The organism is Streptomyces sp. NPDC037013, assembly GCF_055607265.1.
Window position 1 is genome coordinate 60,388 of the sequence record NZ_JBVJRV010000006.1, and the last position, 21,680, is coordinate 82,067.

Here is a 21,680-nt window from a genome sequence, read left to right on the forward strand (position 1 = left end):
TGTGGTGCGTGGTGCTGGCGTGTACTGCTTGCGATGTGCTGAGCAGGTCCCTTCAGACTACCGGCACAAAATTTCTACTCGCGTAGATTCGTAGCAACCTACGAGATGACGGTCACGTTCCGGTGATCAAACAGGTAGCGAACCGGGAATCTTCACGATGAATCCATGAAAGATCACACATCGTCTTTCGCGCCTGACACGCGGAGGTATTGGGACAGGCTTCACAATGCATTGCCGGGCACTGTACAAAGGAAATGGCAATAGTCGATACTTTGCCCAAAACATCCGTGCAGTCGGCATCACCGCATGTCAAGGCGGTAGAGCCGCGCGAAGGGACCGATATTCGTGGCGCAACGTGTCGTGGTCACTCTCTTTGACGACATCGACGGCGGGGAAGCGGCGGAAACGGTCGCGTTCGGTCTTGACGGCAAGTCGTACGAGATCGACCTGAATCAAACCAATGCCAGGAAACTCCGCACGGCCCTGGCCCCGTACCTGGAGGCGGCCCGCAAGCAGGCCCGCTCCGGCGTCGCCTTCCGGCACACCGCCGTCTCCCCCGACCCGTCGGCGGTCCGCGCCTGGGCGCGCTCGCACCAGATGGACGTGCCGCCCCGCGGCCGCATCCCCAAGAAGGTCTACGAGGCCTTCGAGGCCGCCAACTGACCCGGCGGGCCCGCCCCGCGGCAACCGACTTGCGCTGCACCCCTCCCGGTCGGCTAAAGTCTGGAGCACGCCGAGGGGCGAGGCCGGAAGGCCGGACCTCACGGAGTCGTGCGGGTGTAGTTCAGTAGTAGAACATCCCCCTTCCAGGGGGAAGGCGCAGTGTGCAATTCCTGTCACCCGCTCCGCATCGCTCACCGACCGGTCCTCCGGTTGCGGTAAGCTGATGCACGCGCCGATCGGTGAGAGCCGGTCGGAGGCAATGCGAACGTAGCTCAGTTGGTAGAGCGCAACCTTGCCAAGGTTGAGGTCGCGAGTTCGAACCTCGTCGTTCGCTCCAGATGAGAGGCCCCGGTCAATGCCACCGGGGCCTTCTTCATGCCCCGGCCCGATGCCCCCGCCCCGATGTCCCCGCGCCCTGGCCCCGCTGACATTTGTCATGCGGGCCGATGACACCGCGCACTGCCGACGACCCTCCGGCGGGGAGAGGCTCGGTACATGACTGACCAAGTGATCGACGTGTCCGGTCTCCGGCGCGTGTACGGGGGCGGTTTCGAGGCGGTGCGCGGGATCTCCTTCACCGTGGGACGCGGTGAGCTGTTCGCGCTGCTGGGCACCAACGGAGCCGGCAAGACCTCCACCGTCGAACTCCTCGAAGGACTCGCCGCACCCGCCGCCGGCCGGGTACGGGTGCTCGGACACGACCCGTACACCGAACGGGCCGCGGTACGGCCCCGCATCGGCGTCATGCTCCAGGAAGGCGGATTCCCCGCCGAGTTGACCGTCGCGGAGACCGTACGGATGTGGGCCGGCTGCACCAGCGGCGCCCGCCCCGCCCCCGAGGCCCTCGAACTCGTCGGTCTCGGCAGGCGCTCCGGTGTCCGCGTCAAACAGCTCTCCGGCGGCGAGAAGCGGCGCCTCGACCTCGCCCTCGCGCTCCTCGGCCGGCCCGACGTGCTCTTCCTCGACGAACCCACCACCGGACTCGACGCCGAAGGGCGCAGGGACACCTGGGAGTTGGTCGGTGAACTGCGCGACCAGGGCACCACCGTCCTGCTCACCACGCACTACCTCGAAGAGGCCGAGGCGCTCGCCGACCGGCTCGCGATCCTCCACGAGGGCCGCATCGCCGCCGAGGGACGCGTCGCCGACGTGGTGGCCGCCCAGCCCTCGCACGTCGCCTTCGAACTGCCCGAGGGGTACCTCCCCGGCGACCTGCCGCCGCTCGCCGCACTCGGCGTGAGCGGACACGAGGTCACTGGCCGGCGCATCCGGCTGCGCACCGACGAACTGCAGCGGACCGCCACCGGGCTCCTGGTGTGGGCCAGGGACGCGGGCGTCGAACTGACCGGGCTCGACGTCCGGGCCGCCTCGCTCGAAGAGGCGTTCCTGCGGATCGCCCGCGAGGCGGAGAACGGCGGGACGGGCGAGACCGGCCGATCCGCCGGGACCGGCGCATCCGTCGGGACCGGCCGATCCGTCGGGACCGGCCGATCCGTCGGGACCGGCGCATCCGTCGGGACCGGTGGGAAGGAGATGGCGGCATGAGCATGAGCATCAGCACCACGGCCGTGACCACCCCGGCCCGGCGGATGCGGGCGCTGGCCCGCGCCGAGCTCACCCTCCTCCTGCGGAGCAAGGGCACGCTGTTCGCCGCGCTGTTCGTGCCCTTCGTCATTCCGGTCACGATGAAACAGACCGCCAAGGACATGGACCTGAAGGGCACCGGACTCGACGTCGGGACCGTCGTGCTGCCGGCCGCCCTCGGCTTCTCGCTGCTCTTCGCCGTGTACTCCGCGCTCACCGCCGTCTACACCGCGCGCCGCGAGGAACTCGTCCTGAAGCGGCTGCGCACCGGCGAACCGCGCGACCCCGAGATCCTGGCGGGCGCCGCGCTGCCGTCGGTCTCCATCGGCATCGCGCAGAGCCTGGTCCTCGCCGTCGGCTGTGCCGTCCTCCTGGACACCGGCGCGCCGGACGCGCCCCACCTCGTCCTGCTCGGCCTCGCCCTGGGCCTCGTCATGTTCGCGGCGCTGGCGGCCGTCACCGCGAGCTTCAGCCGGTCCACGGAGTCCGCGCAGGTCATGACCCTGCCCCTGATCTTCGTCTCGATGATCGGCTCCGGGCTCTTCGTACCGCTGGAGGTCATGCCCGACCGGCTCGCGTCGGTCTGCGAACTCCTCCCGCTCTCCCCCGTCATCGAGCTGATCCGCGGCGGCTGGGCCGGCGGCCTCACCGCCTGGGACGCGCTGGGCGCCGCCGCCACGGCGGTGGCCTGGACCCTGCTCGCCGTGTTTGCTGTACGCCGGTGGTTCCGCTGGGAACCCCGGCACTGAGGGAGGCACCGGGTGCTCATCGGCCGTACGAGGGCCTGGCAGCGACGCTGGCACGAGCGGAGCAAGATCGAGAAGGTCGAGCTCCAGAGCGTGGCCATGTGGTACGCCCTGCCCTGGATCTTCTTCATCAGCTGGGGGTCGCTGCCGCTCGGCCTCAGCCTGCGCCACGAGACCGCCCCGCAGCTCCTCGGCTGGACGCTGATCGCGGTGGCCGGGGCGCAGAGCGTGCACGCCAACCGCACGCTGCGGCGCTCCGTCGACCACTACCTCGGGCGCGCCCCGATGCCCCGCCGCGACCTCGCGGTGGGCCTCGCCCTGCTCGCCGTCGCGGAAGGGCTCGCCCTCGGTCTCCTCGCGGTGGACGGGGTCACCGACGGGATGCTCGGCCTGACCACGCTCTACCTCGTGGTCCCGTACGGCCAGTCGCTCGCCTTCGCCGTCTCCCTCAAGGAGTTCTTCCTCCGTTTCGCGGTCCTCGACGCCGTGGTCGTGGCCGGCTGCGCCGCGGTGGGCGCGCGCGGCGCACAGCTCGCCGCCCATGCCGCGCTGGTCGCCTTCGGCGGCGCGGTGACCCTGCTCTCCTCCCGCTGCGGCGCCTGGACGCTCTCCGTCATGTGGGAGGCCGACCGGGCCCGCGAGGTCGAGGCGCGCCTCGCGGTCGCCGAGGAGCGGCTGCGGTTCGGGCGGGACCTGCACGACGTGATGGGGCGCAATCTGGCCGTCATCGCCCTCAAGAGCGAGCTCGCCGTGCAACTCGCCCGGCGCGGCAGGCCCGAGGCGGTCGACCAGATGGTCGAGGTCCAACGCATCGCCCAGGAGTCCCAGCGCGAGGTGCGCGAAGTGGTGCGCGGCTACCGCGAGATCGACCTCGGCGTGGAACTCACCGGCGCGCAGGGCGTCCTGGAGGCGGCCGGGATCCGCTGCCGGGTGACCGGGTCGGCCGCCGGGCTGCCCGCCGCCGTGCAGTCGGCCCTCGGCTGGGTCGTGCGGGAGGCGGCCACCAACGTGCTGCGCCACGGGGACGCGGCCCGGTGCGACATCACCCTCGCCGTGGCCGGCGGGCACACCACCCTGGTCGTCGAGAACGACGGGGCGCCCGGAAAGCCGTCCGCGGCGCGGGGCGGCTCCGGGCTCGCGGGGCTGCGGGAGCGGCTGGACGCGGTGGGCGGGACGCTGGAGTGGAGCTCGTACGACGGCGTGTTCCGGCTCTCCGCACGGGTGCCGCAGCCGCGCACGGACGCCCGCGCTCCCCTCCCCCGGCCCACTGCGGCCACCACTGCCACCCCAACCGCCCCAGAAGCCCCAGCCGCCCCACCTACCGGAACCACCGGAACCACCGGCTCCCCCGAAGAAGAGGCCCTGCTGTGAGCCTTCGCGTGCTGCTCGCCGACGACGAGCACCTCATCCGGGGCGCGCTCGCCGCGCTGCTCGCCCTAGAGGACGATCTGGTCGTGGTCGCCGAGGCCGCGACGGGCCCCGAGGCGATCGCCATGGCCCGCGCCCACCGGCCCGACGTCGCCGTCCTCGATCTGCAGATGCCCGGCGCCGACGGTGTGAGGGTGGCCACAACCCTGCGCGACGAACTCCCGCACTGCCGGACCATGATCGTGACGAGCCACGGCCGCCCGGGACACCTGAAGCGGGCGCTCGCGGTCGGCGTGCGCGGCTTCGTGCCGAAGACGGTGAGCGCCCAGCGGCTCGCCGAGATCATCCGGACCGTACACGCCGGAAACCGTTACGTGGACCCGGAGTTGGCCGCCGACGCGATCTCCGCCGGGGACTCGCCGCTGACCGCCCGCGAGGCCGAGGTGCTCGAACTCGCCGCCGACGGGGCACCCGTCGCGGAGATCGCCGAGCGCGCCGCGCTCTCCCAGGGAACCGTCCGCAACTACCTCTCCTCGGCGGTCACCAAGATCGGCGCGGAGAACCGTCATGCGGCGGTGCGTCTCGCCCGCGAGCGAGGTTGGGTATAGTTGTCCTCGCGCTTCGGCGCAACGCGGACGTAGCTCAGTTGGTAGAGCGCAACCTTGCCAAGGTTGAGGTCGCCAGTTCGAACCTGGTCGTCCGCTCCACCGAGAAGGCCCCGGTCACATCGACCGGGGCCTTCTCCGTGCGCCGCCTACCAGGGCGTGCCCGTAAGACGCTCGTACGCCTCGATGTACTTGGCGCGGGTGGCGTCCACGACCTCCTGCGGCAGCGGCGGGGGCGGCTGCTCGCTCCGGCGGTCCCAGCCGGAGGCGGGCGAGGTCAGCCAGTCCCGCACGTACTGCTTGTCGTACGAGGGCTGGGCGCGGCCCGGTTCCCACTGGTCGGCGGGCCAGAACCGCGAGGAGTCCGGGGTCAGCACCTCGTCGGCGAGGACCAGCGCCTCCTCCTCGAAGCCGAACTCGAACTTCGTGTCCGCGAGGATCAGGCCGCGGTCGCGCGCGATGTCCCGCGCCCGGCCGTAGACGGCGAGGGTGGCCTGGCGCAGCTGCGCGGCGGTCTCGGCGCCGACCTGGCGGGCGACCTCCTCGTACGAGACGTTCTCGTCGTGCTCGCCCACGGCGGCCTTCGCGGCCGGCGTGAAGATCGGCGCGGGCAGCTCCGAGCCGTCGACGAGGCCCTCGGGCAGGGCGAGGCCGCAGACGGTGCGGGAGTCGTTGTACTCCAGCAGCCCCGAGCCCGTCAGATAGCCGCGGGCGACGCACTCGACGGGGATCATCCGCAGCGACTTGCAGATGAGGGTGCGGCCCTCCCAGTCGGCGGGCGCGCCCGGCGGCAGCTCCGTGGAGATGACGTGGTTCGGCACGAGGTCCGCGAGCTGGTCGAACCACCACAGGGAGAGCTGGGTCAGGACGCGGCCCTTGTCGGGGATCTCCGAGGGCAGCACCCAGTCATAGGCGGAGAGGCGGTCGCTGGCGACCATGACGAGCTCGCCCGCCTCGTTCTGGTACAGCTCGCGCACCTTGCCGGTGTGGAGGTGGACCAGGCCCGGCACCTCAAGAGGCTCGGGCTTTTCTACGAATCCGGACACGGTTCCCTCCCGTGGTTCTGGCCAAGTGAGGTCGATTCTCCCGCATCGGGCATGCGGTTTTGGCCATGGGTTGTGCGGGTGACGTCCGCAGGCGTGGCGGTGGGGCCGTCCGCGCCCGCGGGCAGCGGGTTCAGTCGCGCTTGCAGATGCGGTCGAGGAGGTTGGCCGTGGCGCGCTGGATGCGGGCGTCCACATGGCCGGGCCGGTCGAGCGCCGGGGACCAGGCGAAGGTGCCGGAGGCGAAGACCAGGGCCCCGGAGGGCGCGCGGTAGAGGGACGACTCCTGGTGGCGGGTGGTGCCCTCGGTGTCCTCGTACGGGGAGTGGGCGAGCAGGATGCGGCCCTGGTGCTCGGGGAGGGCCGTCCGCGGGAAGTACCGGTCGGCCTCGCCCGCCACCAGACCGTCGATCTCGTCGCCGTCGTGCGCCCCGGTGGCCTCCCACAGCCAGTGGTCGGCGTTGCGGACGACGAGGGGGCGGGGCTCGGGGACGCGGCCCGCGTACTGGATGCCGAGCAGCTGCTGCTCCGCCTTGTCCTGCTCGCGCCAGAGCGCGGGCCGGCCGGGACCGCGCCGCTTGCGGCAGGTGAGGAGCCGGTCCGCGACACCGGACGGCGAGGGTCCCAACTCCACCTGCCAGTACATGGTGTTGGCGGAGAGGAAGACCAGCGAGGTGCCGTGGTCGCGGGCTCGCTCGGCGGCGCGGCGCATGGGCGTCGACCAGTACTCGTCGTGGCCGGGGAAGACGAGGCCGCGGTACCGGGTGGGGTCGATGCGGCCCGCGTGCAGGTCTCGGGCGTCCGCGTACGCCAGGTCGTAGCCGTACCGCTCGGCCCAGCGGATGAAGTCGTAGGCGTGGCCCACGTGCAGGGGCAGGCCCGCGCCCGCGTACGGCCGGTCGAAGGAGACCGTGACGGCGGCCTCGCTCTCGCCGAGGAGACCGCCCTGCTCGTCCCACGCGTGGTAGAGGCTGGCGCCCGTGCGGCCGTCCTCCGGGTAGAGGTTGTACGCCTGCCAGGTGATGTCCGGCAGGAGCAGCAGGAGGTCGGCCGGGTGGTCGTCGCGGACGGTGAAGGGGACGTGCGAGCGGTACCCGTCGGCGGTGGTGAGGACCGCCACGTACGCCCCGATGCTCCAGTAGCCGGGGATCTGCAGCCGCCAGGAGAGCCACCAGTGGTGGCAGGAGACCGTGCGGTCGGCGGTGAGCGGGGCGGGCTGGACGATGCCGGAGAGGCGGGGGCTGGTGGTGATCTTCGACGCGCCGTCGCCCCCGTAGTGCCCGATTCGGTAGATGTCGACGCTGAACTGCTGCGGCGGGTCGACCGTGACGTGGAAGTCGATCGCCTCCCCCGGTGCGGCGGCGCCCGTCGAGGTGAACCCCTTGATCTGGCGGTGCACGTCATCGGCGTTGAGGGGCCCGCCGGTGCGGGGCGCGGGGATGTCCGTCGCGCCGGGGGCGGGCGCGTGGTCGACGTACCAGGGCACGACGTGGCCCGTGTCGTCGAAGTAGTGCTCGGCTCCGCGCAGCCAGGGCAGCGGCCCCTGACCGAAGGGGTCCGACACGGCGTGCGCGAGCGCGCCCGATTCCCATCGACGGTTCGGCTCCGACCTCATCCCTGCCCCTCCCTCGCTCCCCCGAGCCTGCGGCGCCTTGGTGCGTACGGTCCGGCGGCCGCTCCCAGCACATCACATTACGCAGGCGGCCCGTCACCGTTCGTCGCGAATTGACGTGAACGGAACGTGACATTCCGGGCAACATGGCGGAAGGGGTGGCGGAGGGGTAGCGGGTGGGGTGGCGGGGCGGGGGGTCACGAGCTGGGAGCACTGCTCACCGTGGTCGCCCGGGGGCGCGGGTTGGGGGGCGCGGGTTGGGGGGTGGGGGGTGTTGGGGTGGTGGGGGTTGCGAGGAGGGGACGGGCGCTCCGGGGGCAGGTCCGGAGGCGGGGCGCGGGGCTCGGAGCGCAGGGGACCCGGGGCGCAGGGCTCGGGGCTCGGGGCTTCATGTCTGCGGCATGCTCGGCGCTGGCCCGCCGCTGAGCGGCCGAGCGGGGCGAGTCGGTGGGAGCGGGTCGGGAGTGTTGTGCGTCAGACCAGGCGGACCGGTTTTTCTGGGCGGATGCCCAGGCGGGTGAGCCAGTCCCGCAGCGGGGACGGGTCGCCGTCCTCGACGAGGCTCAGCACGCGGGGCGCGAGGTCCGCCGCGCGCTCGCCGTCGACCAGAAGGGCGGGGCCGTCGAGCCAGTCGAGGCCGGGCGCGGCCCCCGCCGTGTCCACGGCGGCGCAGCACACCATGGCCGTGACGTGGTCGGCGAGCACTTCGCGGCCCGTGCGCGGGGGCTGGAGCGGGAAGAGCGGCAGCGCTCCGTCGTCCCAGAGTGCCTCGTCCGGTCCCTGACCGGTGGGCGCGGGGCGGGGCGGGGCGGCGGCCTCCTCGCGGGCGAGCTCGGCGGTGAGACCGGCGGCGAGCATCCCGCCGAGGCTCCCCTCGTCGGCTTCGTCGGCCTCCTCGTCCACCTCGGGGAAGAGCGTCTCCGAACGGTCCGGGTCCTCGGGGGCCGTCCTGGGGCCGGACGGGGTCTGCTCGGTGGGCCGGGTGGCGGTGTGGTTTTCGCCGTGCGCGGGGGCGGCAGCGTCGTCGGTGGTGCCCGGGGCGTCGGCACCCAGGGTGGCGTCGCGTCGGCTCCCGTTCGCCGAGGCGCCACCCCCCGTACCGGCCACCGGCGGCGGCGTAGGCGCGATCGTGAGGTGGTCCAGGACGCGGTCGAGGGTCGGGCCGTCGGGGTCCGGGGCCATCGCGTCGGCGGCGCGGCCGGATCGGGTGACGCCCAGGGAGTCCAGTACGCGGTGGAGCCGGGCCGCGTCCATGCGCCACTTCCGGTCGACGACCTCGTCCGGATACTCCTGCCAGGCCACCGGCGCCCAGTCCGGCCCCGCCTCGGCGGGACCCCCGTGGAAGAGGCGCGCTGCCAGCAGCGACGCCGCCTCGTCCACCGAGCCGGGCTCCTCGAGCAGGTCACAGGCAGGGCGCTCGCCCAAGCGGGAGGCGAACCCCTCCGCCAGGCGGTCCCTGCGGGAGAGCTCGGTGAGCGCGGAGACCACGCCCGCGTCCAGGCGGGAGGGCCAGCGGCCCATGCGCCAGGCGGGCAGCGCCACCCGCGTCAGGAGGCGGTCCCACCCCGCGTACGCGAGGCCGACCTGCTCCTGGGCGACGATCCGCACGCCGAAGTCCACGGCCTGGGCGCGCTCGGCGGCGGCCGCGGCGACACCGCGCTCCATCTCGGCGGCGTGCACGCGGCAGTGGCGCAGCAGCAGCCGGGCGACCCGGCCGATGCCGCCGAGCACCAGGCGCGGAAGGGCGCCGCGGCCCGGGGCCGCGGCGACCGCGACCGCCGCGTCGAGCCCGCGCACGAAGCGGCGGGCGGCGGCTATGTCGGGGTGCGCGGATGGCCCCGTACCCGCGACGACCGGGGCGAGCACGGCGCGCAGCTCGCCGACCCGCATCCACCACAGGAACGGGGAGCCGATGACGAGAACGGGGGCGACGGAGGCCGGCCGATGCGGGGCGCCACCGGCCCCGCGCGGACCGTGCGGGCCGTGCAGGCCGTCGGAGCCCGCACCAGCCGCACCACCCGCACCGTCCGCCGTACCGACGGCGGCGGTGGCCGCCCGGTCGCGGCGGTCCCGTGCGGGCGGGCCGTGCGCGGGGTGGGTGCGGTCCTCCAGCCAGCTGTCGCAGTCCGGGGTGAGCGCTATGGCCGAGGGTGCGGGCACGTCCAGGCGGTCGGCGAGGTCCCGCACCAGGCGGTACAGGTCGGGGGCGGACTCCTCGGCGATCGGGACGGTGGGGCTCAGGGCGGGTCTGGCCCGCGCGACGACCAGGGCGACCCCGGCCGCGCCGAGCAGGACGAGCACGGCGACGCCGGTCACGACCCAGCGCACGGCGTCCCAGCTCCCGCCGCCCGCATGACCCATGACGCCCGCCGCGATCAGCACGACGGCGACGGCCGCGGGCAGCAGGGCGACGGCCAGCGCCCTGCTGCGCAGGCGCAGCACGGCGAGAGCCCGGGAGCGCGCGGCTTGCGCGCCCACCTCCACACCCGTACCTGACACGACCGATGGCACCCCCTGCTGCCTACTGCTCGGCCGCCGGCGTGTGCCGGCGGCGTACATCAATGGCCTTGGCTTTGCTCACTCCCCCACTGTGGCACCCGCCACCGACATCGCAATGCCGGTGGTCTGTTTGGCTCTGGGTGCCTTGAACGCTTGCGCCGCACCCTAGTTGGGGTGTCCGCCCCAGTCAGCCGGATGGGCCACCGGTCACTCGATGGAATGGCTTTGGCTAAAGGTGGATGCCGAAAAGGCCCCGGATCCAGTGTCAGATCCGGGGCCCGAGGTTGGCCGAAAGTCACGCGGAAGCGGCGTGGATCACGCCCCCGCCGCCTCCGCAGCTGCGTCCGCGGCTGCCTTCGCCGCGATGTCCGTGCGGTGCTGGGACCCGTCGAGACGGATGCGGGAGAGGGCCGCGTACGCGCGCTCGCGGGCCTCGCCGAGATCGGCGCCGGTCGCCGTCACGGAGAGCACGCGGCCGCCCGCGCTGACGACGGCGTCGCCGTCGCGTGCCGTCCCGGCGTGCAGGACGTACGCGTCGGGGGCCTCCTGTGCCGCCACCTCGTCGAGCCCCTCGATGGGGTCGCCCGTGCGGGGCGTGCCGGGGTAGTTGTGCGAGGCGACGACCACGGTCACCGCGGCGTCGTCGCTCCAGCGCAGCGGGGGCAGGTCGGCGAGGTTGCCGGTCGCCGCGGCCAGCAGGAGCCCGGCGAGCGGGGTCCGCAGGCGGGCGAGGACGACCTGGGTCTCGGGGTCGCCGAAGCGGGCGTTGAACTCGATGACGCGTACGCCGCGGCCGGTGATCGCGAGCCCCGCGTAGAGCAGCCCCGAGAACGGCGTGCCGCGGCGGCGCAGCTCGTCGACGGTCGGCTGGAGGACGTTCCGCACGACGTCGTCGACCAGCTTCGGGTCGGCCCATGGGAGCGGGGAGTAGGCGCCCATGCCGCCCGTGTTCGGGCCCTCGTCGCCGTCGAGCGCGCGCTTGAAGTCCTGCGCGGGCTGGAGCGGGACGACCGTCTCGCCGTCGGTGACGGCGAAGAGGGAGACCTCGGGGCCGTCGAGGAACTCCTCGATGACGACGCGCTCGCAGGCGAGGGCGTGCGCACGGGCCACGTCGACGTCGTCGGTGACGACGACGCCCTTGCCCGCGGCGAGGCCGTCGTCCTTGACGACGTACGGCGCCCCGAAGGCGTCCAGGGCCTCGTCGATCTCGGCGGGGGTGGCGCAGACGTACGACCGGGCGGTCGGCACGCCCGCGCCCGCCATCACGTCCTTGGCGAAGGCCTTGGAGCCCTCGAGCCGCGCGGCCTCCTTGGAGGGCCCGAAGGCGGGGATGCCGGCCGCGCGCACCGCGTCGGCGACGCCCGCGACGAGGGGGGCCTCGGGGCCCACCACGACGAGCCCGGCGCCCAGCTCCTGGGCGAGGGCGGCCACGGCGGCGCCGTCGAGGGCGTCGACCGGGTGCAGCTCGGCCACCTCTGCGATGCCGGCGTTGCCGGGGGCGCAGTGCAGCTCGGAGACGTCGGGGTCGAGGGACAGAGAGCGGCACAGGGCGTGTTCGCGGGCACCACTGCCGATGACGAGGACCTTCACGGTGGTCAGCCTAGCCCGCGGGGCGGGATGCCTTTGTACGGGCTGCCAGTACGGGCCCCGGATGCTGTTGTACGGGCTGCCAGGCCAGGTCCCGGGATGCTGTCGTACGTTCCTCCAGCTCGGTGCGCGCGCCTCGCCCGCCCACCGGTCCCCGGACCTACTCGTTCGGGTACTCGTCGACGACCGTCGCGCCCAGTTCGCGGACGATCAGGTCGTGGCCCGAGAGGGCCGATTCCACCAGGTCCGGGTCGTCGTCCTCGGGGATGTCGTCCTCGGGGGACACGTGCTCCGGGGCGGGCGCGGTGGGCGCGGCCGACCGCGGGGACGGGGCGGGGTCCGGAGAGGGCGGGGGCGGCGACTGGGGGGTGGAGGCCGCCGGGGACGGGGAGGACTGCTGCGAGGGCGTGGCCGGGCGCGGGGCCGCCGGGGCACCACCGCCGAAGCCTCCCGAGCCCCCTGAGCCTCCTGAGCTCCCGGAACCGCCGAAGCCGCCCGAGCCGCCGAAGCCACCTGAGCCGCTCGAGCCGCCGCCGAAGTTCCCCGCGGCCGGCGGGGGCGCGGAGCCGCCGGACGGGTCGACGATCGCCTCGACCTTCCACTGCACACCGAACTGCTCGGACAGAGCCGCCCGCAGCACGTCCTCGCTGCCGCTGCTCGCGAAGTTGTCCCGCGCGCCCGCGTTGACGAAGCCGATCTGCAGGGTCGTCCCGTCGAACCCGGCCACCTGGGCGTTCTGGCTGAGCAGAATCCAGGTGAAGCGGCGGCGGTTCTTCACCGCCTCCAGGATGTTCGGCCACAGGGTGCGGGGGTCCGGGCCGCCCGCGGGGGCCGCGGCCATCGGGGCGGGGGCCTGCGGGGCCGGGGAGGGGTGGCTCTGCGCCGGGGCGGGGGCCGGGGAAGGCGCCGGGGACGGGGCGGGGGCCGCCGGGGCGCCACTTCCCGCGCCGGCTGCGGTGGGCCAGCCACCCGGTCGGGGCGCAGCCTCCGGGGCGGCCGCCTGGGGCGTGGGTGTGGGCGTGGGCGAGGGGGCCGCCGGGCCACTGCCGGGCGCCGAAGCCGTCGGCCAGCCGCCGGGGCGCCGCTCACCGGAGGGGGCGGCCGGAGGGGAGGCGGGGGGCGCGGCAGGGGCGGCAGGGGCGGCAGCGGCGGCGGGCGCCGGCTGGGCGTGCGTGGGTGAGGACGGGGGTGCGGGCGGAGCGGACGCTTCCGGCCCCTGCCCCGAGCCCTGTCCCAGGTCCTGACCCGGCCCCTGCCCCTGGGACGGCGCTCCGGAGCCTCGTACCGCGGCGCGCGCGGCGGCCGGCCCACCGCCGGGCGGCACCGACGGGACGGGCTGGGCCGGCTGGAAGGGCTGGGCGGGCTGAGCATGCTGGACCGGCGACGGCCCGTCCATGGGCATGGCGACGCCGGGCTGCTGCACGCCCGCGTGGGCCTCGGGCCCCGGGACGTACCCCACGGAGGGGCCGGGGCCGCGGTTGCCCGGGACGAAGTTCCCGCCGCGCTCCAGGCGGTCGAGGCGGGCCATGACCGAACGCTCGTCGTCGTACGCCGCGGGGAGCAGCACGCGCGCGCAGATCAGCTCCAGCTGGAGCCGCGGGGACGTGGCGCCGCGCATCTCCGTCAGGCCCTCGTTGACGATGTCGGCGGCGCGGCTGAGCTCGGCGCCCCCGAAGACGCCGGCCTGCGCCTGCATCCGCTCCACGACGTCGGCGGGCGCGTCGATGAGGCCCTTCTCGGCGGCGTCCGGCACGGCCGCGAGGATCACCAGGTCCCGCAGCCGCTCCAGCAGGTCGGCGACGAAGCGCCGCGGGTCGTTGCCGCCCTCGATGATGCGGTCCACGACCTCGAAGGCGGCGGCCCCGTCCCCGGAGGCGAAGGCCTCGACCACGGAGTCGAGCAGGGAACCGTCGGTGTACCCCAGGAGGGACGTCGCCATGGCATACGTCACACCGGCGTCGCCCGCGCTCGCGAGGAGCTGGTCCATCACGGACATGGAGTCACGCACGGAGCCGGCACCGGCCCGTACGACCAGCGGGAAGACGCCTTCCTCGACGGCCATGGACTCCTGGCCGCAGACCTCGGCGAGGTAGTCCCGGAGCGTGCCGGGGGGGACCAGACGGAAGGGGTAGTGGTGGGTGCGCGACCGGATCGTGCCGATGACCTTCTCGGGCTCGGTCGTCGCGAAGATGAACTTGAGGTGCTCCGGCGGCTCCTCGACCACCTTCAGCAGGGCGTTGAACCCCGCGGAGGTGACCATGTGGGCCTCATCGATGATGTAGATCTTGTACCGGCTGGACGCCGGGCCGAAGAAGGCCTTCTCGCGCAGGTCACGCGCGTCGTCCACGCCACCGTGCGAGGCGGCGTCGATCTCGATGACGTCGATCGAACCCGGCCCGTTCCTCGCCAGGTCGCGGCAGGACTGGCACTCGCCGCAGGGCGTGGGAGTGGGACCTTGCTCACAGTTCAGGCAGCGGGCCAGGATGCGCGCGCTCGTCGTCTTGCCGCAGCCGCGCGGGCCACTGAACAGGTACGCGTGATTGACCCGGTTGTTCCGCAGCGCCTGCTGCAGCGGGTCTGTCACATGCTCCTGCCCGATGACCTCGGCGAACGACTCCGGGCGATAACGGCGGTACAACGCGAGAGACGACACGCATACGAGGTTATAGGCGACCACCGACAACCCCGACCGCCCCAACGCAAAGCGCCCCTCACGCACCCGCCAGAGCCGACCTACCCTTGCTGCCTTCCGGCCCTGGGGGAGTTCAGTCAGATAGCGCCACGTGAGGGGCTGGCCCCCACAGTAGCGGATCCCCCGCCCCGGAAGCGACGCCGGCCCCGGCCGGGAACGACGCCGGGGACGATCACGACGGCGACCTCGGGATCGTGTTCGCGAGCACTCCCCAACGTCTTGTATTGTTTGCGGCGGAGGATTCGCCTAGTGGCCTAGGGCGCACGCTTGGAAAGCGTGTTGGGGGCAACCCCTCACGAGTTCGAATCTCGTATCCTCCGCACCCGCCCGCAAGGGCAGACGAAGGCTCCGACCGCACAGCGGCCGGAGCCTTCGTCGTTCTCCGGACCGGTTTCCGGACGGGCACGGAGATACGCAGGGCATGTGAGGCACGTACACGTAGAGGTGGGCGGTGGCGGTTCGGGTGTGGGGGTGGGGGGTCTCCTCTGTGGGGCGGGTGGGCCGGTGGGGGCGGGCCGTGGTGGTTCATGAGTGGCGGCAGGTCGTCGTCGGGGCCGTGGCGCGGCTGCGGGAACGCGGGCCCCGCGGCATCTCGCTCGCCGTGTTCGCCGCTCTCGCGGTCCTCGGGCTGCACGAGTTCCAGCAGACCGATACCGGGGCCGGTGTGCTGCGTGTGGTCAGCGAGGTGCGGGGGGATCAGCCGTTGTGGCTTTCCCTGTTGCGGACTCCCGTCTCGCTCTTCGTACCCGCGGTGGATCTGCCGGCCTGGGGCGGGCTGCCGCGGCTGATTCTCGCCTTCGCTCTCGCCGAGCTGTTCTTCGGGCGCATACGCACCATGGCGGTGGCCTCCACCGTCACGCTCGCCGGAACGCTAGGGGCACGGCTGATGTTCGCCCTTGGGCCCGACCGGCTCGGGCTGCCCGCCGAGGCCGCGCACGCGGTGGACACCGGTACCTCCGCCGCCATCGTCGGGCTCTACGCCTACACGGCCGTCGTGCTGCGGGCACCCCTCCTCTTCCTCGCGGCCGTCGTCCCTACGGTGGCCGGTTCGATCGCCGATCTCGATCTCGCGGGGCGCGAACACCTCGTCGCCGTGGCCGTCGCCATGCTCCTCGGCGCGCTCTCGCACCGGGCCACGAAATCCGTCGCGCGCTCCGCCGTGCACCCCGCGGTGCACCCCGCTGGTACGTCTGTGCGAACGGTCGGGCAGGTACCGGAGGAAGGCGGGCAGGAAGAGCTGCCCGAAGAGCTGCCCGTTGTCAGTGGCCGCTGACAGAATCGGGGGCAGTGGTCGGTCGTCCGCGGCGGACCGGGCCGATGTGGCTCAGGCGGATGCCGCTCAGGCCAAAGTCGATCAGGAGGTCGGGCATGGCGGTTCTCGACGTGAGGGATCCCCTGGCCGTGGCGGTCACCGAAGCGATCCGTTCCGGTGACGTTCCCGCGCTGCGGAAGCTGCTCGACGCGCACCCCGGCCTGGCGTCCACGGGCATCAGACAGGGCGGTGCGGCCGCGGGGACGCGCAGCCTGCTGCACATCGCCACGGACTGGCCGGGGCACTATCCGGCGGGCCCGGAGATCATCGGCGTCCTGGTCGCGGCCGGCGCCGACCCCGACGCCCCCTTCATCGGCTCGCACGCCGAGACTCCGCTGCACTGGGCCGCGAGCAATGACGACGTGGCGGCGCTCGACGCCCTCATAGCGGCCGGCGCGGACATCGAGGCGACCGGGGGCGTCATCGCGGGCGGCACCCCGCTGGCCGACGCGCGCGGATTCGGACAGTGGCGCGCGGCGAGGCGGCTGCTGGAGCACGGGGCGCGGACGACGTTGCAGGACGCGGCGACGTTGGGGCTCCTCGATCGTGTCACGGAGCTGGTCGAGGGTCGGTCCGGGCAGACCGGCGGAAAGAAAGAGGAGGGGGCGGCCCAGGGGGTGGGGCGGCCCGACGCAGACGACATCGCCGGTGCCTTCTGGGGCGCCTGCCACGGCGGGCAGCTGGCCACCGCCCGCTATCTGCTGGAGCGGGGCGCCGACCTCGACTGGGTCGGGTACGACGACATGACCCCGCTGGACATCGCCCTGGCGGCCGGCGCCGAGGACCTCGCACGCTGGCTTCGCGCCCAAGGGGCCAGGCGGCGTGCGGAGTTGAGGTGAGGGAGGGGGACGGACGGCAGGTGCTGTTGCGTTCCCGGCGTGCGGGCTCCGGTCCGCCTGCCCTGGACAGGGGGCCTAGCACCACCCCGCAGACACCGGATCACCCTATGTCGCGGGGGCCGGGAGTTCGCGATCGTAAGACGACGTCAGCACGGCACGTCCCTTCCGCTCCGACCGCTCCCCTCCCCTCCCCACCGCGACGATCCGAGGCCCGCCATGAGCACCAGCACCCTGCCGAACACCGCTGCACCGCAGCACACCACTTCGCAGTACGGCTCTTCGCCGTACGGGTCCACCGAGCGGCCCGGGTTCTGGCGTGCGCCCTTCTCGGCCGTCACCTACCGCGAGATCGGCTACGTGCTGGCGTCGTTGCCCGTCGCGATCGCCGGGTTCACCTTCGCCGTGACCATGTTCTCCCTCGGCACGGGGCTGCTCGTCACCCTGCTCGGGCTGCCCGTCCTCGCCGCGACGCTCGCGGGCGCACGAGCCCTCGGCGGCGCCGAACGGCGCAGGGCCAGCACCGGACTCGGGCTCACCGTCGCCGGTCCCGCCGCGCTCGCCCCGCCGCGCGGCGACGGCTTCGGGGGCCGGGTCAGGGCCCGGCTCGCGGACGCGGCGGGGTGGAAGGGGCTGCTGTTCCAGGTGATCATGTTCCCCTGGCGCGTGCTGAGTTCCGTCCTGACGGTGACGTTCCTGGTCACCGGCTGGGTGGTGGCGCTCTTCCCCACGTACTCCTGGGTCTTCCACCGTTACGTCGGCTGGCCCGGCTACCGCGTCTACGACTACACCTCCGGCGGCACGCGGCACCAGTACTACATCACCTCGCCCGCCCAGACCGCCGCGGTCGCCCTCATCGGCGCCGTGCTCGTCTTCCTCACCCCGAAGCTGGTCCGCGCCCTGACGAGCGTCGACCGTGCCGCGGTCCGCTCGCTGCTGGGCTGAGTCCGCTCGTAACCGCGGTCAGTTGGTGTGCTCGTCGGGGGCGGCGTAGCAGCGCAGGGCCACCCGCACGCCGGGGCCCCACTCCTGTTCGACGACGTCCAGGAGTTGCCAGCCCAGGCGTTCGTAGAGGGCGGCCGCCGCGGCGTCGGAGGAGACCACGTCCAGGACCGGGTGGAGTCCGCGCGTCCGCGCCTCCCGTACGGCCCGCCCCATCAGCAGCGCGCCGATGCCGTGGCCGCGTGCCTCCGGCGCGACGAAGAGACGGCTGACGACGGCGGTGCCGACGGCCTCTCCGCCCGTACGCTCGCTCCACAGGCCGGGCGCCTCGTCCCCCGGGCCGGGCCGGGCGAGCCCCACGTGCCCGGCGATCCGCCCGTCGAGCTCGGCCACCCAGGCGCCGATCGCGGCCTCGCCCGCCAGCCACCCGGCGGGCTGGGCGGGCCAGTTGACGGGGTAGCCGTCACCCTTGTGGACCGCGGCGAGCACGCCGACGCAGGCCTCCAGATCGCGTTGGCCGGAACGTTCCCGCAGCCGCAGGACCGGGTGGCCGTCGGCCGCGTCGGCGGCACGGTCTCGTCTCATCGGAGCATCGAATCACAGCCACGGGGCCGGCACAGGTGTCCGGCGCAAGTGGCCATTGAGCCATGTGTGCGTTTGGGGAGGAATCGGATCGCGTCGGGGTGGGGTGCTGCTGCGTGCGGTGGCTCTCGGGGAAATGGGGTCCTGGGGTTCTGGGGTCCTTGGATCGCTTTCTTCCTGCGGAACTGCCTTAGTGAGTGCGGCAGTTCTTGCGGTACGTCGGTAGGGGCCAACTTGCGAGCCCTCGGGAATGAATCCCAGAATCTCGCGGCTGACGATCGCGCAGGGGCAGGCGCCGATTGATGCCCAGGGAGCCACGGTCGGCGCTAGGGACTTCGAGACGCAAGCCCGTCAGGCGCTCGCGAACCTGTCGACGGTCCTCACTAACGCGGGCTCCAGCCTCGCCGAGGTGGTCAAGGCGACCGTGTTCGTCACCGACATCGCGCAGCAGGACATCTTCGCCAAGTTGCGCGCGGAGTACTTCCCGGACAAGCCCCACCTCGCGGAGTCGTTCGTGGAGGTCTCCTCACTCGCCAACCCCGAGTGGATGATCGAGATTGAGGCCATCGGACTCGTTCCGTGATCCTGGGTACTTACAGGACGGCTCCTCCTACGCATCCGGCGCACCGGAGTCTTCGTCCTGTGGCGTCGCCCTCATCGCCGGGGCCCGCCCGGCGAAGGCCGAGCCCCGGCGACAAGCCGCCCCCCTCCCCGCGCCGCCTCCCTCAGGAGAGGCCGACCAGTTCGCGGTAGTCCGTGTTCCACAGGTCCTCGGAGCCGTCCGGGAGCAGTAGTACCCGGTCCGGGCGCAGTGCGTCGATGGCGCCCTCGTCGTGCGTGACCATCACCATGGCGCCGGGGTACGCGCCCACGGCTCCCAGTACCTCGTCCCTGGAGGCCGGATCGAGGTTGTTGGTGGGCTCGTCGAGCAGCAGGACGTTCGCGCCGGAGTGGACGAGGCCGGCCAGCGCGAGCCGCGTCTTCTCGCCGCCGGAGAGGACGGCGGCCGGCTTGTCCGCGTCGTCCCCGCCGAACAGGAACGATCCCAGCACCCCCCGCACCTCGCCGTCGGTGAGCTGCGGGGCCGCCGCCGCGAGGTTCTCCCGTACCGTCTTCGTGCCGTCCAGGGTGTCGTGCTCCTGCGCGAAGTACCCGAGCCGCAGGCCGGGCCCCGCCACCACCCGCCCCGCGTCGGGACGTTCACGCCCGGCGAGCAGCCGCAGCAGCGTCGTCTTGCCTGCGCCGTTCAGGCCGAGGACGACGAGCCGGCTCCCGCGGTCGACGGCCAGGTCGACACCGGTGAGGACGCGGTGGGACCCGTACGCCTTGGTGAGGCTGATCGCGCCGAGCGGCATCCGGCCGCACGGGGCGGGTTCGGGCAGCCGGATGCGCGCGACCTTCTCGCCGCGCCGCACCGGTTCCGCGTCCGCGAGGAGCCGCTGGGCACGCCGGTCCATGTTCTTCGCCGCGGTGGCCGTGGCGACGTGCGAGCGCATCTTGTCGGCCTGGGCGCGCAGCGACGCGGCCTTCCGCTCGGCGTTGGCGCGTTCGCGGGTACGCCGCCGCTCGTCCGCCGCACGCTGCGCGAGGTAGGTGTGCCAGCCGGTGTTGTGGACGTCGACGGCCGCGCGCCGCGGATCGAGGTGGAAGACGCGGTTGACGACGTCGGCGAGGAGCCCGGTGTCGTGGCTGATGAGGACGAGTCCGCCCGCGTACCCCGCCAGGTATCCGCGCAGCCAGCCCACCGAGTCGGCGTCGAGGTGGTTGGTCGGCTCGTCGAGGAGCAGGGTCTCGTGGCCCGAGAACAGGATCCGGGCCAGCTCGACGCGGCGCCGCTGACCGCCCGACAGGTCGCCGACGGGACGGTGCAGGGTGCGCTCGGGCAGCCCGAGTCCGGCGGCGACACGGGCGGCCTCGGCCTCGGCGGCGTACCCGCCGCGCGCCTGGAAGCGGTCGTCCGCACGGGCGTACGCGGCCATCGCCCGCTCCTGCGCGGCCGGACCCGTGGCCCCCGCCATGGCGGCCTCGGCGGTGCGCAGCGCGGCGACCGCCTCGTCCAGGCCGCGGGCGGACAGGATGCGGTCGGTGACGGTGGTGGCGGGGTCGGCGGCGCCCGGGTCCTGGGCGAGGTGGCCGACGGAGCCGGTACGGGTGACGGTGCCGGCGGCGGGGACGGCCTGCCCGGCGAGGATCTTCATCAGCGTGCTCTTGCCGGCGCCGTTGCGCCCGACCAGGCCGATGCGGTCGCCGGGGGCGATGTGGAAGGAGCTGTCGGACAGCAGAAGGCGGGCACCGACGCGCACGTCGACACCTCGGACGGTGATCATTGGGTAACGCTCCGCAATAGCGAATGGACACACGGGTGACGTGGAGGCGTGTGTCCTGGCTAGGAGATGCGGGGCGTCGACATACGGCCAGGATACGGGGGGTGGGGTCGGGACGCACGGGGATTTCGTCCCCGACCCCGCCCCCTTCGCCCTCCCCGCACCGCCTCCCGCCTGCGACGGGAGCCGGTGCGGGGGATCATCGACGCATGGACGTGACCCTTCACCTCGCGCAGGAGCCGGCGGCCGACGAACTCCTCGGCCGCAGTCCGCTGGCCGCGCTCGTCGGCATGCTGCTCGACCAGCAGGTCCCCATGGAGTGGGCGTTCGCGGGCCCGCACACGATCGCCACGCGCCTGGGGGCCGACGATCTCGACGCGCACGAGATCGCGGCGTACGACCCCGAGGCCTTCGCGGCGATCCTCTCCACGAAACCGGCGGTGCACCGCTACCCGGGTTCGATGGCCAAGCGGATCCAGCAGCTCTGCCAGTACCTCGTGGAGCACTACGACGGTGACCCCACGGGCCTCTGGCGGGACGCGTCCAGCGGGGCCGAACTCCTCAAGCGCCTCAACGACCTCCCCGGCTTCGGCAAGCAGAAGGCCCAGATCTTCCTGGCCCTCCTCGGCAAGCAGCTCGGCGTGCGGCCCGAGGGGTGGCGCGAGGCGGCCGGGGACTACGGCGCCGACAAGGCGTACCGGTCGGTCGCGGACATCACGGGGCCGGAGTCCCTCAAGAAGGTGCGGGCCCACAAGCAGGAACTCAAGGCGGCGGCGAAGAAGTCGACGGCCACCCGGTCGTAGCTCTAGCTCTAGGTCCAGTAGCTCTAGCCCTAGCCCATGTGGGCGTATCTCCGCTCTGCGTGATCAAGTGTCCGTCCACCCGGGGACATGCCCTCCATGAGCGCCCCGCCCCCACCCCGTCGACGCCACCTCGCGTGGCCCCGGGCGCTGCTCACCCTTCTCGTACTGCTCCTCGCGACCCTCGCCGCAGCCCCCACCGCCCAGGCGAGCCCGCCCCCGCCCGCCGTGGCCTCCACGGAGAACAGCGGCAACGAAGCCCCGCAGGACATCTCGGAGACGGCGCTCCGCCTCCCGACCGGTCACGCCACGCGCCTGCCCGGCCCCCGCGCCTCCGCCCCGGCCCCCGCAGCCCCCCGCCGCACCTCATCCGCCCCGCACCCGGCCCCGCTCCACCACCCCCGCGTCCCGACCCCCCGCTCCGTGGTCCTGCGCTGCTGAGAGGGAGAGACCGGCACTCCATGCCCTCTCAGCTGCTGAGAGGG

At 73.3% G+C, this 21,680-nt stretch carries 18 protein-coding genes, 4 tRNA genes and 1 other RNA gene; 15 read left to right on the plus strand and 8 right to left on the minus strand.

Translation table 11 applies throughout. From position 1 onward, the window contains the following. Positions 1–345 precede the first annotated feature (345 nt). The 8 genes from ACZ7DY_RS22460 to ACZ7DY_RS22495 all read left to right on the plus strand — a co-directional run bounded on the left by ACZ7DY_RS22460 (position 346) and on the right by ACZ7DY_RS22495 (position 5,068). A complete protein-coding gene (locus ACZ7DY_RS22460; RefSeq protein WP_471137816.1) occupies positions 346–663 on the plus strand; it encodes a histone-like nucleoid-structuring protein Lsr2 in 318 nt (105 codons plus the stop codon). Between the two features lie 110 nt (positions 664–773). Continuing rightward, a tRNA-Gly gene (locus ACZ7DY_RS22465) sits at positions 774–845 on the plus strand. A gap of 79 nt (positions 846–924) precedes the next feature. After that, a tRNA-Gly gene (locus ACZ7DY_RS22470) sits at positions 925–1,000 on the plus strand. A gap of 158 nt (positions 1,001–1,158) precedes the next feature. Next, positions 1,159–2,208: an ABC transporter ATP-binding protein gene (locus ACZ7DY_RS22475; RefSeq protein WP_471137817.1), complete on the plus strand. Its 1,050-nt coding sequence runs from the start codon at positions 1,159–1,161 to the stop codon at positions 2,206–2,208. Between the two features lie 2 nt (positions 2,209–2,210). Beyond that, complete coding sequence (locus ACZ7DY_RS22480) at positions 2,211–2,996, plus strand: ABC transporter permease (RefSeq protein ID WP_471138685.1); 786 nt, start codon at positions 2,211–2,213, stop codon at positions 2,994–2,996. A 12-nt stretch (positions 2,997–3,008) separates the two neighbouring features. Then, positions 3,009–4,364, plus strand: a complete 1,356-nt coding sequence (locus ACZ7DY_RS22485; RefSeq protein ID WP_471137818.1) for a sensor histidine kinase — start codon at positions 3,009–3,011, stop codon at positions 4,362–4,364. After that, positions 4,361–4,969 carry a response regulator gene (locus ACZ7DY_RS22490; protein ID WP_471137820.1) on the plus strand — a complete coding sequence of 203 codons (609 nt, stop codon included), beginning with the start codon at positions 4,361–4,363 and terminating at the stop codon, positions 4,967–4,969. Before ACZ7DY_RS22485 ends, ACZ7DY_RS22490 begins: the two co-directional genes overlap by 4 nt. Before the next feature lie 23 nt (positions 4,970–4,992). Continuing rightward, positions 4,993–5,068 (plus strand) — tRNA-Gly (locus ACZ7DY_RS22495). Between the two features lie 47 nt (positions 5,069–5,115). Here ACZ7DY_RS22495 and ACZ7DY_RS22500 read toward each other — a convergent pair. The 6 genes from ACZ7DY_RS22500 to ffs all read right to left on the minus strand — a co-directional run bounded on the left by ACZ7DY_RS22500 (position 5,116) and on the right by ffs (position 14,503). Then, the gene (locus ACZ7DY_RS22500; protein WP_471137821.1) at positions 5,116–6,012 is read right to left on the minus strand and encodes a phosphoribosylaminoimidazolesuccinocarboxamide synthase; all 897 of its coding nucleotides are present in this window, start codon (positions 6,010–6,012) and stop codon (positions 5,116–5,118) included. 130 nt (positions 6,013–6,142) lie between these two features. Next, entirely contained in the window at positions 6,143–7,624 is a 1,482-nt protein-coding gene (locus tag ACZ7DY_RS22505; protein WP_471137823.1) for a N,N-dimethylformamidase beta subunit family domain-containing protein, read from the minus strand. Positions 7,625–8,095: 471 nt separating this feature from the next. Continuing rightward, the gene (locus tag ACZ7DY_RS22510) at positions 8,096–10,120 is read right to left on the minus strand and encodes a hypothetical protein (RefSeq protein ID WP_471137825.1); all 2,025 of its coding nucleotides are present in this window, start codon (positions 10,118–10,120) and stop codon (positions 8,096–8,098) included. 315 nt (positions 10,121–10,435) lie between these two features. Then, on the minus strand, positions 10,436–11,710 hold the full coding sequence (gene purD, locus ACZ7DY_RS22515; RefSeq protein WP_471137827.1) for a phosphoribosylamine--glycine ligase: 1,275 nt from the start codon (positions 11,708–11,710) through the stop codon (positions 10,436–10,438). A gap of 157 nt (positions 11,711–11,867) precedes the next feature. After that, on the minus strand, positions 11,868–14,360 hold the full coding sequence (locus ACZ7DY_RS22520) for a DNA polymerase III subunit gamma and tau (RefSeq protein WP_471137829.1): 2,493 nt from the start codon (positions 14,358–14,360) through the stop codon (positions 11,868–11,870). Positions 14,361–14,404: 44 nt separating this feature from the next. Beyond that, an RNA gene (gene ffs / locus ACZ7DY_RS22525) (signal recognition particle sRNA small type) lies at positions 14,405–14,503 on the minus strand. Positions 14,504–14,634: 131 nt separating this feature from the next. Between ffs and ACZ7DY_RS22530 the strand changes: the two genes are divergently transcribed. From ACZ7DY_RS22530 to ACZ7DY_RS22545, 4 genes are all read left to right on the plus strand, one after another. Then, positions 14,635–14,719: transfer RNA gene (locus tag ACZ7DY_RS22530), tRNA-Ser, on the plus strand. A 197-nt stretch (positions 14,720–14,916) separates the two neighbouring features. After that, positions 14,917–15,672 carry a hypothetical protein gene (locus tag ACZ7DY_RS22535; protein WP_471137831.1) on the plus strand — a complete coding sequence of 252 codons (756 nt, stop codon included), beginning with the start codon at positions 14,917–14,919 and terminating at the stop codon, positions 15,670–15,672. Positions 15,673–15,767: 95 nt separating this feature from the next. Next, the gene (locus ACZ7DY_RS22540) at positions 15,768–16,550 is read left to right on the plus strand and encodes an ankyrin repeat domain-containing protein (protein WP_471137833.1); all 783 of its coding nucleotides are present in this window, start codon (positions 15,768–15,770) and stop codon (positions 16,548–16,550) included. A 216-nt stretch (positions 16,551–16,766) separates the two neighbouring features. Beyond that, positions 16,767–17,492, plus strand: a complete 726-nt coding sequence (locus tag ACZ7DY_RS22545; protein ID WP_471137834.1) for a sensor domain-containing protein — start codon at positions 16,767–16,769, stop codon at positions 17,490–17,492. Between the two features lie 18 nt (positions 17,493–17,510). Here ACZ7DY_RS22545 and ACZ7DY_RS22550 read toward each other — a convergent pair whose 3' ends face one another. Further along, positions 17,511–18,074: a GNAT family N-acetyltransferase gene (locus ACZ7DY_RS22550; RefSeq protein WP_471137835.1), complete on the minus strand. Its 564-nt coding sequence runs from the start codon at positions 18,072–18,074 to the stop codon at positions 17,511–17,513. Positions 18,075–18,321: 247 nt separating this feature from the next. Between ACZ7DY_RS22550 and ACZ7DY_RS22555 the strand changes: the two genes are divergently transcribed. Continuing rightward, a complete protein-coding gene (locus ACZ7DY_RS22555; RefSeq protein WP_471137837.1) occupies positions 18,322–18,654 on the plus strand; it encodes a RidA family protein in 333 nt (110 codons plus the stop codon). Between the two features lie 142 nt (positions 18,655–18,796). On the opposite strand, the gene ACZ7DY_RS22560 is transcribed toward ACZ7DY_RS22555, so the two are convergent. Then, positions 18,797–20,398, minus strand: a complete 1,602-nt coding sequence (locus ACZ7DY_RS22560; protein WP_471137838.1) for an ABC-F family ATP-binding cassette domain-containing protein — start codon at positions 20,396–20,398, stop codon at positions 18,797–18,799. Between the two features lie 206 nt (positions 20,399–20,604). Here ACZ7DY_RS22560 and ACZ7DY_RS22565 point away from each other — a divergent pair, with 206 nt between their 5' ends. Next, positions 20,605–21,198 carry an HhH-GPD-type base excision DNA repair protein gene (locus ACZ7DY_RS22565; protein WP_471137840.1) on the plus strand — a complete coding sequence of 198 codons (594 nt, stop codon included), beginning with the start codon at positions 20,605–20,607 and terminating at the stop codon, positions 21,196–21,198. Between the two features lie 96 nt (positions 21,199–21,294). Next, complete coding sequence (locus ACZ7DY_RS22570; RefSeq protein WP_471137841.1) at positions 21,295–21,636, plus strand: hypothetical protein; 342 nt, start codon at positions 21,295–21,297, stop codon at positions 21,634–21,636. Positions 21,637–21,680: the final 44 nt, after the last annotated feature.

Coding starts and splice junctions, on each gene's coding strand:
- ACZ7DY_RS22475 (WP_471137817.1), top strand. CDS start 1,159: ATGACTGACCAAGTGATCGACGTGTCCGGTCTCCGGCGCGTGTACGGG.
- ACZ7DY_RS22480 (WP_471138685.1), top strand. CDS start 2,211: ATGAGCATCAGCACCACGGCCGTGACCACCCCGGCCCGGCGGATGCGG.
- ACZ7DY_RS22505 (WP_471137823.1), bottom strand. CDS start 7,624: ATGAGGTCGGAGCCGAACCGTCGATGGGAATCGGGCGCGCTCGCGCAC.
- ACZ7DY_RS22540 (WP_471137833.1), top strand. CDS start 15,768: ATGGCGGTTCTCGACGTGAGGGATCCCCTGGCCGTGGCGGTCACCGAA.
- ACZ7DY_RS22545 (WP_471137834.1), top strand. CDS start 16,767: ATGAGCACCAGCACCCTGCCGAACACCGCTGCACCGCAGCACACCACT.
- ACZ7DY_RS22550 (WP_471137835.1), bottom strand. CDS start 18,074: ATGAGACGAGACCGTGCCGCCGACGCGGCCGACGGCCACCCGGTCCTG.
- ACZ7DY_RS22555 (WP_471137837.1), top strand. CDS start 18,322: ATGAATCCCAGAATCTCGCGGCTGACGATCGCGCAGGGGCAGGCGCCG.
- ACZ7DY_RS22560 (WP_471137838.1), bottom strand. CDS start 20,398: ATGATCACCGTCCGAGGTGTCGACGTGCGCGTCGGTGCCCGCCTTCTG.
- ACZ7DY_RS22565 (WP_471137840.1), top strand. CDS start 20,605: ATGGACGTGACCCTTCACCTCGCGCAGGAGCCGGCGGCCGACGAACTC.
- ACZ7DY_RS22570 (WP_471137841.1), top strand. CDS start 21,295: ATGAGCGCCCCGCCCCCACCCCGTCGACGCCACCTCGCGTGGCCCCGG.